General features: G+C 56.4%; 16 protein-coding genes. 9 read left to right on the top strand and 7 right to left on the bottom strand.

The window, feature by feature from the left end; genetic code table 11:
• Positions 1-72 precede the first annotated feature (72 nt).
• Positions 73-1,065 carry a GlxA family transcriptional regulator gene (locus ACVBEG_RS11080; RefSeq protein ID WP_322179259.1) on the bottom strand — a complete coding sequence of 331 codons (993 nt, stop codon included), beginning with the start codon at positions 1,063-1,065 and terminating at the stop codon, positions 73-75.
• Between the two features lie 106 nt (positions 1,066-1,171).
• Here ACVBEG_RS11080 and ACVBEG_RS11085 point away from each other — a divergent pair, with 106 nt between their 5' ends.
• Positions 1,172-1,717: a cysteine hydrolase family protein gene (locus tag ACVBEG_RS11085; protein ID WP_322179258.1), complete on the top strand. Its 546-nt coding sequence runs from the start codon at positions 1,172-1,174 to the stop codon at positions 1,715-1,717.
• Between the two features lie 93 nt (positions 1,718-1,810).
• Here the strand turns inward: ACVBEG_RS11085 and ACVBEG_RS11090 are convergent, their stop codons facing one another.
• From ACVBEG_RS11090 to ACVBEG_RS11110, 5 genes are all read right to left on the bottom strand, one after another.
• Positions 1,811-2,470 (bottom strand): hypothetical protein, encoded by a 660-nt coding sequence (locus tag ACVBEG_RS11090; RefSeq protein ID WP_447107692.1) that lies wholly within the window; start codon positions 2,468-2,470, stop codon positions 1,811-1,813.
• A gap of 256 nt (positions 2,471-2,726) precedes the next feature.
• Positions 2,727-4,064, bottom strand: a complete 1,338-nt coding sequence (locus tag ACVBEG_RS11095; protein WP_322179256.1) for an OprD family porin — start codon at positions 4,062-4,064, stop codon at positions 2,727-2,729.
• A gap of 476 nt (positions 4,065-4,540) precedes the next feature.
• The gene (locus ACVBEG_RS11100) at positions 4,541-4,846 is read right to left on the bottom strand and encodes a panthothenate synthetase (RefSeq protein ID WP_322182681.1); all 306 of its coding nucleotides are present in this window, start codon (positions 4,844-4,846) and stop codon (positions 4,541-4,543) included.
• Between the two features lie 252 nt (positions 4,847-5,098).
• Positions 5,099-6,016 carry a site-specific integrase gene (locus ACVBEG_RS11105; protein ID WP_219061829.1) on the bottom strand — a complete coding sequence of 306 codons (918 nt, stop codon included), beginning with the start codon at positions 6,014-6,016 and terminating at the stop codon, positions 5,099-5,101.
• 128 nt (positions 6,017-6,144) lie between these two features.
• Positions 6,145-6,750 carry an NADPH-dependent F420 reductase gene (locus tag ACVBEG_RS11110; protein WP_322179255.1) on the bottom strand — a complete coding sequence of 202 codons (606 nt, stop codon included), beginning with the start codon at positions 6,748-6,750 and terminating at the stop codon, positions 6,145-6,147.
• A 185-nt stretch (positions 6,751-6,935) separates the two neighbouring features.
• On the opposite strand from ACVBEG_RS11110, the gene ACVBEG_RS11115 reads away from it, so the two are divergent.
• The 8 genes from ACVBEG_RS11115 (at position 6,936) to modC (ending at position 14,089) form a co-directional block, all read left to right on the top strand.
• Positions 6,936-7,493: a cytochrome b gene (locus ACVBEG_RS11115; RefSeq protein ID WP_322179254.1), complete on the top strand. Its 558-nt coding sequence runs from the start codon at positions 6,936-6,938 to the stop codon at positions 7,491-7,493.
• A 170-nt stretch (positions 7,494-7,663) separates the two neighbouring features.
• A complete protein-coding gene (gene copC / locus ACVBEG_RS11120) occupies positions 7,664-8,041 on the top strand; it encodes a copper homeostasis periplasmic binding protein CopC (RefSeq protein WP_322216418.1) in 378 nt (125 codons plus the stop codon).
• A gap of 4 nt (positions 8,042-8,045) precedes the next feature.
• A complete protein-coding gene (copD, locus tag ACVBEG_RS11125; protein ID WP_322179252.1) occupies positions 8,046-8,921 on the top strand; it encodes a copper homeostasis membrane protein CopD in 876 nt (291 codons plus the stop codon).
• 99 nt (positions 8,922-9,020) lie between these two features.
• Positions 9,021-10,106: a bifunctional DNA-binding transcriptional regulator/O6-methylguanine-DNA methyltransferase Ada gene (gene ada / locus ACVBEG_RS11130; RefSeq protein ID WP_322179251.1), complete on the top strand. Its 1,086-nt coding sequence runs from the start codon at positions 9,021-9,023 to the stop codon at positions 10,104-10,106.
• Between the two features lie 280 nt (positions 10,107-10,386).
• Positions 10,387-11,463, top strand: a complete 1,077-nt coding sequence (locus ACVBEG_RS11135; protein ID WP_322179250.1) for an NAD(P)H-dependent flavin oxidoreductase — start codon at positions 10,387-10,389, stop codon at positions 11,461-11,463.
• A gap of 148 nt (positions 11,464-11,611) precedes the next feature.
• A complete protein-coding gene (modA, locus tag ACVBEG_RS11140) occupies positions 11,612-12,316 on the top strand; it encodes a molybdate ABC transporter substrate-binding protein (protein WP_407074622.1) in 705 nt (234 codons plus the stop codon).
• A complete protein-coding gene (modB, locus tag ACVBEG_RS11145; protein WP_322179248.1) occupies positions 12,316-12,996 on the top strand; it encodes a molybdate ABC transporter permease subunit in 681 nt (226 codons plus the stop codon). The genes modA and modB overlap by 1 nt, the downstream gene beginning before the upstream one ends.
• A gap of 4 nt (positions 12,997-13,000) precedes the next feature.
• Positions 13,001-14,089, top strand: a complete 1,089-nt coding sequence (gene modC, locus ACVBEG_RS11150; RefSeq protein WP_322179247.1) for a molybdenum ABC transporter ATP-binding protein — start codon at positions 13,001-13,003, stop codon at positions 14,087-14,089.
• Here the strand turns inward: modC and ACVBEG_RS11155 are convergent.
• Positions 14,064-14,456: a helix-turn-helix domain-containing protein gene (locus ACVBEG_RS11155; RefSeq protein ID WP_322179246.1), complete on the bottom strand. Its 393-nt coding sequence runs from the start codon at positions 14,454-14,456 to the stop codon at positions 14,064-14,066. The genes modC and ACVBEG_RS11155 overlap by 26 nt on opposite strands.
• Between the last annotated feature and the right edge of the window lie 196 nt (positions 14,457-14,652).

Raw genomic sequence — 14,652 nt, forward strand, 5'->3', positions numbered from 1 at the left:
CTTTCATGGCGCGTTCATCACTGAGCTTTGCTAAACAGCGCACAGGCGCCATGCGGGAGTTGCCGTTGCTAGTCAACCATTACCGACAGCCGTGCCAACACCAAAGCGTCCCCGATAATCCCTCGGCGAAAACCCGGTAATTTTCTTGAAGGTCTGGCGAAAGGCGCCTGGATCCTGATATCCCACGGTCCAGGCGATGTGGTCGACGGTGCGGTTGGTGAATTCGAGCATTTCGCGAGCTTTTCCAACCCGCAGGTGCTGGCAGTATTGCGTGGGCTTGAGCCCCGTCGCCGCGCGAAAACGCCGTAAGAATGTTCGCGCCTCCAGGCCTGCCTCGGCGGCCATCGTGCTCAGTGAAACCTCCACTGCGCCGCTGGCTTGTAACCAGTGCTGGACCTTGAGTACTGCTGCATCACCGTGACCAAGAATAGGTGCAAAATTGCCACCGCACTTCGCGCTGTCGCTGTGCTCGACCATTAGAAAGCGCGCCGTAGCTGAGGCAATGCTCGGCCCCAACAATCGCTCTACCACCCTCAACCCCAGTTCGGCCCACGCCATCAGACCCGCCGTGGTAATGAGGTCGCCATCATCGATCATCGGCTTCTCGACATCCACCTTGAGCAGAGGAAACCGTTCGCCCAGGGTTTTGGCTTGAGTCCAGTGGGTGGTGACTGTACGGCCTGTAAGCAGACCGGTTTCGGCCAGTACAAATACACCCAGGCACACTGAACCAATAACCGCCCCGGCGCTGTGCTGCCGGGTGATCCAGGCCGCCAGCGTCTGCAACCACTCAGCCGAAGGCAGTGTGTCCAGAGACGGCGGGATCAGCACTGCAACGGGTCGGCTGGTAAGTTCCGGCTGGCTGTCGAAGATCCTCTCGAGGGGAGCCCCGGGCACTGTAGCGCTCCAATGAGAAATTCGCAGCAGCGGCACATTGGCCATGGGCTGCTCACGGACGATGCGATTGGCCACGGAGAACAGGTCGGTCAGGCCATGCACCGCAGCCATCTGCGCACCTGGATAGACCAGCAAGCCGATCTCGGCCACATTGATTTGCCCCGCCATTGTCAGTTTACCCCTCGATATTGTCGTTCCGGCCAATCCTCAGCCAGCGCTGCAGAGCCAATACTTCACCCCACGGAACACAGGCCACACTATTGAGGAACATCCCATGTCCAAACAAGCGCTTATCGTAGTCGATATTCAAAATGACTACTTCCCTGGAGGAAAGTGGCCACTGAGTGGCGTTGACGCCGCCGCCGACAATGCAGCGAGGATTATTGCCGCTGCCCGTTCTGCGGGCGATTTGGTGGTGTATATCCGTCACGAATTCACCAGTGACGATGCACCGTTCTTTGCCCCTGGTTCTGAAGGCGCGCACCTGCATCCCAAGGTGCAAAATCTGCCTGATGAGCAGGTGATACTCAAGCACCACGTCAATTCGTTTCTCGAAACCAATCTTGCGACAGTGCTTGAACGCCATGCCATCGAGGACCTGGTCATTGTCGGCAGCATGAGCCACCTGTGTATCGACGCTATCACCCGCGCCGCCGCCGACCTTGGCTATAAAGCCACGGTAATCCATGATGCCTGCGCTTCCTGCGACGTGGAGTTCAACGGCCTGACGGTGCCCGCGGCCCATGTGCATGCAGCGTTCATGTCCGCATTGGGCTTTGGTTACGCGAGAGTGGTGTCGACCGAGCAGTTTCTGGCTTAAAACCGCTAAGTAGCTCACCGATGAATGAAGGACAGAAGATCAGGCTTTGCCCCTGAAAGATCAGGTGCAAAGCTTTGTAGCCTTAAACCTGATTCAGGATAAACCGAGCCTGGATTTTTCCTGATCGAGGGACTGGGTCATATTCAATAGCGCGGCGTTCACCAGCGACTGTCCCTGATTTCCAGCGCTGGCGCTTGAACCCGAACTGAAGTCTGTGCCGGTGCTTGCGCTGGCCTGCATTTCAGTCTGTTTCTTGAGCACTTCCGCTATTTTGGCCTCAACCTTGGCCTGCTCTGCAGGAGGCATGGCCTTAAGATCAGCCTCGGTGAGTCCCATGCCTTTCAAGGTGCTGTAACGCATCTTCTGTGCCGGCGTCAGGGCCATGTAATCCTTGAATTCATCCAGCGCGCTTTTAGTCGCGGACGACCCTGCTGTTGCGTCGACTGAAGCGTTCAGCGAACTGGCACCCACCTGTCCAACACCGGAGCTACTGTTGTCAGATGCCGTGTGCGTTGCCACCAGCGAGTTAGCGTTTTGCAGACTGACCATCATTTTCGCGAAGGCTTCTTGGCGGTCTTCATCTTGCTGCTGGCTAGAGGCACTGGAACTGGACGAGGCGCTGCTGCCGACCTTTTCCGTTTGAACCGTAGAATCTAAAAGACTCAGAAAGCTGTCTGAGTTGGACGTGGTCGATACAGCGCTTGGTATTGGGATCGAAAGGTCGTACCTGCCCAAACCAGTGATAGTGCTCATTTCAACGACTCCCGTGAAGTGGCGCATTTTTTGGAATGCATTTTTGGATCAGATACAGCAAGGCACGTGCCAGATAGAAAATTCCTCCTGAATACCGCTGTTTAGTGCTCGGAACCCTGGCAGTACTGAACATCTAAAGGCAAAAAAGGCAGCGCGTTGCCGTCACCGGCAAACGGCTGCCTCTCTCTATGAGCCCCGTCGAGCAAAACTCGGCTCGCCTATTGTAGCGTCGAGCCTCGCTGTCGTGATTGACGGTTTAGAAGATCGAGATCGGGTAATCGGCGATCAAACGAAACTCGTTAACGTTACCCTCGGCTTGATCGGCATTACCACGATGCCACGCCTGACGCATCCGTAGGGACAGGTTTTTAGCCGGACCGGTCTGAACAACGTATTTGGCTTCAAGGTTGGTTTCATGGTGTTTACCGTCTGCGCCATAACCGGTGCCATTGTAAGTACGATAAGGGCTATCAGCCGCCATGTGTGTGCCGTCGATGTTGTCACCGTGAGCATAACGAACCATGAAACTCAGGCCCGGAACCCCATAGGTCAGCATGTTCAGGTCATAGCGCGCCTGCCAGGATTTTTCCCCCGGACCGTTGAAGTCTGAATACTGAATCGAGTTGGCCAGGCTAATCGAGTCCGACGTGTCGCCAGGTCCGTTTTGACCGAACGAGACGTAGTCGAACGGAGTATCGCCACGTACTTTTTGATAGGAAAGTGAGACGGTATGCGCGCTCAGGAACGAGTAAGCCGCGCCCAGCGACCAGGTGGTGTTGTCAATGCTACCGGCGTTGGCCTGTCCTTCGTCATTGGTACGGTAGATGTTGAAATCAAAGTTCACTGACTGTAGCTCCGAGATCGGCAACGTATAGTTGGCGTTCCCGTAGTACTGACGCCAGATATCCTTGAGTTCCGAGCCGTACAGGCTAAAGGTCAGGCTGTCCGAAACCGCGTATTTGCCACCGACATAATCAATGCTGTCGGCAGCGACGTTAGCGTAGGCGGCAAACAGTTCGTGGCTGCCATTGGTGGTGACCGGACCGTTCCCGCCGGTGAAGTGCCCGGCATCCAGATCAAGGCCAGCAATTTCGCTGCTCAGCACATTGAAGCCGGTGCCCGTCTGCGGAAACAAGCGTGAGCCACCCGCGGCGAAAACAGGTGCTGTCGGCTGCAGGGTGCCCCAAAGAAGTTCGGTCTTGGAAATCCGGACTTTCAGTGCGCCCCCCACCGTGCCGTATTCATCTTCCAGGGATCCATCATGGCGCACCGGTAAGTTGCCCGTGCCGTTAGTGTCCGCCGAACCATCAAGTTTGATGGCCCAATTACCAAACACCTCTACCCCAAACCCAACCGTCCCCTGAGTGAACCCCGAACTGTAGTTAGCCAGTACACCTTGGGTCCAGTCCTTATTGGTTGCACCGCCATCCTTACCATCGTGGTCGAAGTAGTAGTTTTTGAGGTGGACATTGAGACTGCTGTCTTCAATAAATCCCTTGGCATCGGCCTGATCCGTCACCGGCGCGGCCGATACTAACTGACTGACCCCGAGCGAGACCGCAAGGGTCACGAGATTCCACTTCACACACATCATTCATTTTCCCCTGATTCAAAATAAAGTCCGCCGTCATCCAATACCTGAGCAATAGAGTTTCCCCTGGGTTCAGGCGAAGGATGAAACAGTGGATTGAGCGATGGCAGGTCAGCTAACACAGTGAGACCGGAGTTGCACGTCCGGTAATAACAGGCTTTTTAGCCCTATTTTTATCTTCTCGGTTCAGGGGGTTGCCCCTTCCCTCAAACTTTTAACATTTTTGCGGGCCGCTATTTAACCCCGATCATGTGATAGTCATTATCCGTTGACGTAATAATTGAACAATACGGCCGTATCCCCCCTCACCGTGGGTTGCCTTTAAATGCGAGTGGACATCGTAGACGCCAACATTAGTGAAGCTGAACAGTCGCTCATACAGCGATGTTCAGTGCCTGACATAAAGCTTTCGCAGATGCGTAATTGCGGGGCACTTGGCCGGATCGGGGTCGTACGTTACCGACCCCACCGACCGTTTCTCACGCCCACGTTTTCCCGAGCGCCTCCAGACCAGACTTTTGCAAGTCCTGCGGGCTCATCGCGATGCGGAACTTGCAGTCAGCCTGGAAGTTGAGAAAAAAGGGTTCCGCAAACCCGGGGACGTCGGACGGGTCTTTTACGTTGACCAGAAAAATCCCGCCACGCATTCCATCTTGCTCAGTAAAATAAGCGACCTCCGGATGGATGCTTTCCAGGATACGTCCAATAATCTCGCCCACCTTCCCCGCTCTGACGAGGGAATTGAAGGGTTCATGAGGAAATTCGACCGTCAGTAGCATCTTCATCATTCATTCCTCTTTTCAACGTGCGTCCTCGTCGCCAGACTTTTGCTTCTGGCGCTCATGCCGCCTGACGTGCATTCAGCAGTTCCAGCGGTCCATATTTTAAGAGTAGCGAAGCCTGAGCAGACGCTCATGCGGGGTTACGGACGGTCATGAAACAGAGTGACTCACAATACACGCCGCCATCAAAGGCACGTTCATCCGATGTGGTCCCAATACCCCTGGGCCTGCAAAGCACCTGATACGCTGCCGAGGTTAAAGATCAAACCGATCAATCGCCCGACGTCGCTCATTTTCGCCGCGCATGTCATAGCTGGCGGTGGTCGAGATGTTGGTGTGATGCGCCAGTTTTTGCGCAATCGACAGATCGTGCTCTTCGATCACTCGCGTGATGAATGAGCGCCGAAAGTCATGGGGCATGATGTCCATGCCAATCTGCCGACCGCGCTGCTTGGCAATGAAGTAGATCGCATGTTTGGTGATCCTGTCACGGGTGATGTGGCTGCCACGGCGGATGCGGTTGAACAGGAAGGCATCGTCGCTCTGACCTTCGGGTAAGCATGAGCGGCGCAGTTCCAGCCAATCATTGAGAACTGTGAATGCCCAGGTCGGCGCGTATTTGATCAGTTGTTTGTTGCCCTTGCCCGTGACCTGCAGGCTGCGTTCGGCAAAGTCGATCTGCGCCAGGTCCAGGTTCACCGACTCGGACTTTCGCATCCCTGATCCGTACAGAATGGCAATGATCGCTGCATCGCGTCGTCCTTGCGGACGAGGGTCGGCGGCACACACGTCCATAAGTTCCCGAATCAGCGTTCGTCGAATATTTTTGCCCTTGCTCAGACGCGTCCCCGCCATGGGTTTGACCGAGCGCATCTTGAGCAAGTGCTCATGGCTGATCAGGCTTTGTCGCCAGGCTTCGTTGGTCACGCCGCGAATGGCATTGACGTATAACGACGAGGTATTGGGCGCATAGCCGTCTTCGCGAAGCGCAGCGACCAGGGCGATGACATGGCCTGGCTGCAATTGATGCCACGGCACCTCGTGGATGTCCATCTCGACGAAACCCAGACGATCCGCTGCATCCTGCAGCACATATTTCATCGTCAATTGGCTCGATGGTGCCAGACGCGCCAAGTAAAGCGCCAACGGATTCTGAACCTCGGGCAGCGACATGGACAACCTGTCTTGAGTGACTGGAAAATACCACTCTACACCACAACGTCTGTTGCTAACCAATTGAAGAAAAAGGAAATTCTTTCGTTACTTAATGCCTGAAAACCGGAGCCTGGCACGCACTTCCATTATCGGTCGCGGGCTTTTAATAACTCGACTCCGTTGAATATTCCACCCAGTTGCATCAATCGGCCGCCACTGGCGAGTGCACCAAGGTCCATGGGCGCCAACCCTATGGACTCGATCAGCCCGTTGACCAACGCCTTGGCCTGGGCATCGTCACCTGCCAGAAACGCCACGCGCCTGTAACCAGCCGGCGCATCAAGGAAAAAGCCCGCTATGGGTAACGTATTGAACGCCTTGATCACTTTAGCGTCCGGCGCGAGACGGGCGACAATTTCGCTGCCACTGTCTTCGCCCAGGTCCGCAACCCTGAAATCCGGAAAGTAGTGGAGAAAGGTATTGGTCGCATCGATCAGCACGCGCCCTTCCCACTTCGGCAGCGCCGGCAAGGCACTTGCCACGTTGAACCAGGGAATCGCCAGCACGACGATTGGGCAAGCAGCGGCCTGCTCCAGAGTGCCCGCCTTTGCCTTGGATCCCAGCTTATGAATCAATGACGCCAGACTCCCAGGACCTCGGCGATTACTGAGCACCACGTCATGCCCTGCTTGAATGAACGCTGCCGCGAGCGTTTCCCCCACGGTCGCAGCGCCAATCATCCCGATGTTCATAGGTTTACCTCACGACTGGGCAATGGGCTCATGGACAACGCCGGCCCACGCCAAAAATTATAGTCCTAGAATAACCATTCGTGGGCCTGCGGATGCGATTCGGGTTGATCACAAATTACCTATATAGTCTTCAAATAAATCTTCACCCTCGGACGTTAAGTACGTATCACTACAGAGAGCTGACCATGCATACCACTCCAAATGCTGAACGCTATGACCGACTGACCCGTTCTTTCCACTGGCTAACGGTAGCCTTGGTGATTTTTTTGTTCGCCAGCGCACAGGTATGGGACATCCTTGAGAAAGGCACGCCCCTGCGCAAAGGCCTGCAATCGGTGCATATCTCACTAGGGATTGCGCTGGCGGTGCTGATCGTCGCGCGGATTGCCTGGCGCTTGTTCGGCGGCAATCGTCTACCCGTGATCACGTCCAGAACAACTCACCTGCTGGCGACGCTCGCGCACCTTGGCCTTTATGCGTTGTTGCTGGCACAAGTCGTACTGGGCTTTGGGTTCCGTTGGGCGCAAGACGAACCCTTCAGCTTTTTCGGCCTGTTCTCGGTGCCCGCTCCATTCATCATCGATCATGCGCTGAGCAGCACGCTGGGTGACCTGCATGGGACGGTGGCCTGGGCCATCATTATCCTTTCCGGCCTGCATGCCTGCATCGCCCTTGGGCATCACTATCTGCTGAAAGATTCGACGTTGCGCCGCATGCTGCCGGCCGGGCGAAAAAACCTGTAAGACTGATGAATAAATTCATCCGCACGCGTGTGCTCGGCTAGCGGTCTAGCGCCATCGCCTGATGGCCGCGACGAGGTCTGCATGGATTTCTTGTCTGGAGTCGTTCGCCCGTTTCTGTTTTATTAGCACGCATTGCTTAACGATCCAGCCCTCTGAAAAAGGTATTTTTAATGTTTGCCCCGCTTTTCAAGAAAGTCCTGACATCGTTCGCCCTGCTTATCTCCGTCGCTAGCGCCACCTTCGTCTTTGCCCACGCCAACCTGAAAAGTGAAGAGCCGGCTGCCGACAGCACCACCACAGCACCCAAGGACCTGCGCCTGAATTTCTCCGAGGGTGTCGAGGACAAGTTCACCAAAGTCAGCCTCACCACGAACGGCGGTAAAACGGTAATCGTTAATACCGTTGCGACTGACCCCGACAATAAGAAAGTTTTGATTATCACCCCTGCCACGCCCATCGCTGCCGGCGAATACAAGGTGGAATGGCACGCTGTGTCGGTCGACACTCATAAAAGCGAGGGCGAATACTCCTTCAAAGTAAGCCCGTAACCCAATGTCGAGTGCACTGATCCTGTGCCGATTCGCGCACTTTGCCGTGGTGTTGTTGCTGTTCGGTATCTGCCTGTTTCGGACATGGCTATTCAAACCGTTGCTGATTGAAGCAGCAACAGCCACGCTGGACGCGAAGCTCACATGGGTGCTTCGCTCGCTGACGTCAGTGGCATTGGCCAGCAGCCTGCTGTGGCTTGTGCTCATTGCCGGCAGCATGGCAGGTAGCTGGCAGGACGGACTTGATCCGCCAACCCTGATGCTGGTGCTCCGCAATACATTTTTCGGTCAGGTCTGGAGCGGGCATCTGCTCTTCAGCGCGCTGCTATTGATAAGCCTTGCCTCGCGACGGTTTTCTTCACCCAACCTGCGGCTGGCACTGAGTACGTTGCTATTGGCGACACTGGCACCGGTCGGGCACGGTGCGATGTTCGACGGCCTGAGCGGTGGACTGATGATTCTCAATCAGATGATTCACCTATGCTGCGTCGGCGCCTGGCTAGGAGGGATATTGTTGCTGTCATTGCTGCTGGCGCAACCGTCTGCCGGAAACGCTCAGCACTTGCTTCGGCGCTTCAGCGGCATCGGTTATGGTCTCGTGGCTGCAATCATTACCACTGGGCTAATCAATGTCAGGGTAATGAGCGGCGCCGTTTGGCCCGAGCCAGCATTTTCCGGGTTTGGGCTGATCCTGATGATCAAGGTGTGTCTCGTGCTGTGCATGCTGCTATTAGCACTGACCAATAGATTACTGCTCAATAGCAACAGTGATCGGCTCAACCTGTTGCGCACCAGTGTGGCCCTCGAATGCCTGTTCGGCATAGCAGCCGTTGCAGCTGTTTCCTTATTGGGCACATTGCCGCCAATGCTGAATGTTTGACGGCTGTCAGCAGGGAGTTCAAGCGCAAGCTTCGGAGTGCCGCCTGCCTGCCTGCGCGATAACCTTGTCAGTAATCGCCTTCACGATGAGTACACACGCATGAGTACGGTCAATCCACGCACATCACAGCAGGATAAGCAGATCACGGAAAACGATCCCCGCTGGGCTGCGGTGTTGGCAAGGGATGCGACGGCGGACAACCAATTCGTTTACGCGGTGAAAACCACCGGCGTGTACTGTCGGGCAAGCAGTTCGTCGCGCCTGCCACGGCCAGAGAACGTCGAGTTTTTCGCCAATGCCACAGACGCAGAAGCCGCAGGTTATCGCCCGAGCAAACGGGCCGCAGCGGATCAGACCAGCGTCTTCGCGCAGCATGTAATCCTGGTAGCAGAGGCCTGCCGACAAATCGAACAGGCCGATCGCCTGCCCAGCCTGAATCAACTGGCAGACAACGTCGGTTTGAGTCCCTATCACTTCCATCGGGTCTTCAAGGCCATCACCGGCCTGACGCCCAACGGGTATGCACGGGCCCATCGCGCACGAAAAATGCGCGAGCACTTGAGCCGCCCGGGATCGATCACCAACGCTCTTTACGAGGCAGGCTTCAATTCAAACAGCCGCTTTTACGAGGCCTCGGACACGATGCTTGGCATGAAACCCAGCGACTATCGCGCAGGCGGCGTGAATAACGACATTCGCTTCGCGGTTGGGGAATGCTCGCTGGGCTCGATTCTGGTAGCGCAAAGCGAACGCGGGGTATGCGCCATTCTGCTGGGTGATGACCCGAACACCTTGGTGCGTAATCTGCAGGACAAATTTAGCAACGCCAACCTGATGGGTGGCGATGCCGATTTCGAGCAACTGATTGCAAAGGTCGTTGGATTTATTGAAATGCCTGCCATCGGCCTTGATTTGCCACTGGACCTGCGCGGTACGGCGTTTCAAGAACGGGTGTGGAAGGCACTCAGGGAAATCCCGGTGGGTAGCACAGCCAGTTACGCCGAGATTGCTCAACGGATTGGCGCACCCACCTCTTTTCGCGCCGTTGCACAGGCCTGCGGGGCTAACTGGCTGGCCGTCGCTATCCCCTGTCATAGGGTGGTGCGCAGCGACGGCAATCTTTCAGGTTATCGCTGGGGAGTGGAACGTAAACGACAACTGCTGGAACGCGAGGCAAAGCCATAAAGCAATTAGAGCCTTCCTTTTGGCTGATCTCCAACGAGCTACGCGGACAGTCCGAAGGCGAGCGACTCAAGCACATACAGGCCGGTTTCCCTTCCAGCTGGCGAGGTCGTTTGATCCTGGTGTGGAGGATCGCCAAGGCGCGGTTCGCCACCGATCTGTCGGGCCCGGGTGCAGCACCTCACGGCCAAAAGTAGCTCATTCCAAACACCTCAGTTGCAAAGGGTGCCCCCTGCCCGTTCAATAGCGGCCTGCCTGTCGTTCTATTTCGGAGGAAACCACCATGAGCACTTGGCCTGATAGCCGTATTCTTGATCTCTTCGGGGTGACACTCCCCATCCTTCAAGCGCCTATGGCCGGGGCAAGTGGCTCAGCCATGGCGATTGCCGTCGCCAACGCCGGGGGGCTGGCATCCCTGCCCTGCGCCGCGCTGACTCTGGATCAGATACGCGAAGAAGTGGCATTGATCCGCCAAAATACCAACGGTCCATTGAACCTCAATTTCTTTTGCCACCAACCACCCGCTGTCGACCCAACCCGAGAGGCTCGCTGGAAAAACACGCTCAAAGACTATTACACCGAGCTGGGCGCTGACTTCGAAGCGCCCACACCAGTGTCCGCACGTGCGCCCTTCGATGACGCCAGTTGCGCGCTGATTGAAGCGTTGAAACCCGAGATCATCAGTTTTCATTTCGGTCTGCCAGAGCAAGCGTTGCTGGATCGGGTCAAGGCGACCGGAGCCAAGATCATTTCTTCTGCCACCACCGTCGAGGAGGCTGTCTGGCTGGAGCAAAACGGCTGTGACGCTATCATCGCCATGGGCTACGAAGCCGGAGGTCATCGAGGGATGTTTCTCAGTAAGGACCTCGACACCCAGGTCGGCACCCTGGCGTTGGTGCCGCAGGTAGTAGACGCCGTCGGCGTGCCGGTGATTGCTGCAGGAGGTATTGGCGATGCGCGCGGCATTGTCGCGGCATTCGCGCTGGGGGCATCGGCTGTCCAACTGGGCACCGCCTATCTCTTCTGCCCGGAAGCCAAGGTGACGAAACCGCACTACCAGGCCCTGCGTAGCGCCAAAGGAAGCCAGACGGCACTGACCAACATTTTCACCGGCAGGCCAGCACGGGGCATCGTCAACCGGATCATGCGCGAACTGGGCCCGATCAGTGATGTCGCACCCGCTTTCCCCCTGGCCGGCGGCGCGCTGATGCCCCTGCGCGCCAAATCCGAACCGCAAGGCAGTGGCGACTTCATGAATCTCTGGGCCGGTCAGGCGGTCGGGCTGAAACATGAATTGTCGGCAGACGTATTGACCCGTCTACTGGCCACTCAAGCGCTGGAACAATTGACCAGGCGCTAAGATGATCAGCCGCTATATACTCTGCTATATAGCGGCAGGTGTCAGGCAGTCACCCGCCCCACCCACAAAGACTATGGAAGCCTTTATGCGCACTGGACACCTTGGCGTCATCCTCAAATCCCTGACGGCTGTCAGTACCCTGCTGACCATGAGCGCAGCGTTCGCCGACGAAGTACACGTGGCCGTTGCTGCCAACTTCACCGCACCGATCCAGGCCATCGCCAAGGATTTCGAGAAAGACACGGGGCATAAACTGATTGCTGCCTACGGTGCGACAGGCCAGTTCTATAGCCAGATAAAAAATGGCGCGCCGTTCGAAGTGCTCCTCTCTGCCGATGATGCCACCCCGGCCAAGCTGGAAAAAGAAGGCGATACTGTCCCAGGCTCTCGCTTCACCTACGCTGTCGGCACCTTGGCCTTATGGTCTGCCAAAGAAGACTATGTCGACGATAAAGGCGCCGTTCTCAAGGCCAACCAGTATCAGCATTTATCCATTGCCGATGCTAAAACAGCACCTTACGGCCTTGCCGCGACCCAAGTGCTCAGCAAGCTCAACCTCACCGACGCAACCAAAGACAAAATCGTAACTGGCCAGAACATTACTCAGGCGTATCAGTTTGTCTCTACCGGCAATGCTGAACTGGGTTTCGTTGCTTTGTCGCAGATCTACAAGGACGGTCAGATCACCCGTGGTTCGGCGTGGATCGTACCGGCCAATCTGCATGACCCAATCAAACAAGACGCCGTCATCCTTAACAAAGGCAAGGACAACGCTGCAGCCAAGGCGCTGTTTGAATACCTGAAAGGGCCAAAAGCGGCCGTAGTGATCAAGTCGTTCGGTTATCAGTTTTAATGCCACTGAACAGCGACGATATCGCGGCCATCTGGCTGACGCTGAAACTGGCGTCATTGACCACGGTCATCCTGCTCCTTATCGGTACGCCCATCGCTTTATGGCTGGCGCACACCCGTTCGTGGCTCAAGGGCCCGGTGGCTGCAGTGGTCGCTCTGCCGCTGGTGCTGCCGCCAACGGTCATTGGCTTTTACCTGCTGCTGGCGATGGGGCCTAACGGCATGGTCGGTCACTTCACCCAGAGTATCGGCCTTGGAACGCTGACCTTCAGCTTCCCCGGTCTGGTGATCGGCTCCGTCATCTACTCGATGCCCTTTGTCGTACAGCCACTGCAAAATGCCTTCGCCGCCATTGGCAAGCGACCGCTGGAGGTCGCAGCCACCCTGCGCGCCGGCCCATGGGACACCTTCTTCAGTGTGATGTTGCCACTGGCCCGCCCCGGCTTTATAACGGGCGCCATTCTCGGTTTTGCCCATACCGTGGGCGAGTTTGGCGTGGTACTGATGATCGGTGGCAATATCCCGGAAAAAACCCGCGTGGTTTCCGTGCAGATCTACGACCACGTCGAGTCAATGGAATACCTGCAAGCGCATTGGCTGGCCGGGGTGATGTTGGTATTTTCTTTCCTGGTTCTACTGGCGCTGTACTCAAGCGGCAAAACCAAAGCAAGCTGGAGTTGAGCCGATGACCTCGCAGATACAGGTGCGCCTGCAAGTGGCCTATCCCGGTTTTGATCTGGATGTCGACCTCGCATTGCCGGGCCATGGTGTGACGGCGCTGTATGGCCACTCCGGCTCAGGAAAAACCACCTGCTTGCGCTGTATCGCCGGGCTGGAGAAAGCGCGACAGGGCTTCATTCAGATTAATGGTGAAGTCTGGCAGGACAACGCCCGAGGCATTTTCCTCCCGCCACATAAACGTGCGCTGGGGTATGTGTTTCAGGAGGCCAGTCTCTTCCCGCATCTGTCGGTGAGGGGCAACCTGGAATTCGGACTGCGGCGTGTTGCGAGCAGTCAGCGCAAGGTACAACTGGATCAAGCCAGCACATTGCTGGGTATCGATCATCTGCTCGAGCGCCACACCGACAACCTGTCCGGCGGCGAGCGACAACGTGTCGGTATCGCTCGCGCCCTGCTGACCAGCCCACGCTTGTTATTACTCGACGAACCTCTGGCGGCGCTGGACACCCAACGCAAGAGCGAAATCCTGCCGTACCTGGAGCGCCTTCACGATGAGCTGGAAATCCCCATGCTCTATGTCAGCCACTCTCAGGACGAAGTTGCACGGCTGTCCGATCACATAGTCGTGTTAAGCGAGGGCAAAGCCTTGGCCAGCGGTCCCATCGGTGAAACCTTGGCGCGCCTCGACCTGCCGATGGCGACAGGCGACGATGCCGGCGTAGTGGTCGAAGGCATCGTCAGCGCTTATGACCCCAACTATCAGTTGCTGACGTTGCACCTGCCTGGCAGCGACCTGATAGTTCGTGTCGCGCATTCACCCCTGTCGGTCGGCAAGACCCTGCGTTTTAAGGTGCAAGCCAGGGACGTGAGCCTGAACCTGCAACCCGATGAGCAAAGCAGCATTCTCAACCGATTGCCTGTGACCGTGATCAGCGAAATTGCTGCCGACAACAGGGCGCACGTGCTGGTTCGGCTCGACGCGGCCGGCACACCATTGCTCGCGCGGATTACCCGTTACTCCCGCGATCAAATGCGCCTGTACCCGGGCCAACATCTATGGGCACAGATCAAGTCGGTAGCGGTGTTGGCGTAGCGCACAAGTAGGGTTGAGTGGCGTTGCCGTTGACCTGGTAGGTGGTCGACAACTCTTCAATTTTTAATAGGAAATGACGAACCGCGTGCTGAACCTCGACGAACAATGCGTCAGGCGGCGCGGCGTACGCTACTGTGTTCAAGGTGTTATCGACAATGACACCTGTGTTGCGCTTGTTAGTCAGAACATACAAGACATCGACACCCACGTTCGCCAAGGCGACCAGATAATCGGCCTTAGGCACACGCTCGCCGCTTTCATACTTGCCTTGCGCGTTTACAGCAACGCCGCCCAGAAGCCCCATTTCCCGTTGCGAATACCCTAACCGTTTGCGTTCTTGCCTGATCCTGAAGCCTATCTCATTCATTGGCCTGGCCACCATTGTGTTATTGACCCATAAAGTTTCTCAAAAAAAATCGGAGATTAGAATGCTTGAGATTAACCAGAAACGACGACTGGTCAGCACGCTGGCCCGGGGGCGACCAAGTCGGCATGCTGGTGTCTCATGACACACCAGAGACCGTTGCCCATGTTAAACCGAGCAAGACAGCGCCATTTTTGGC

This window comes from Pseudomonas sp. GG8 (assembly GCF_052976945.1).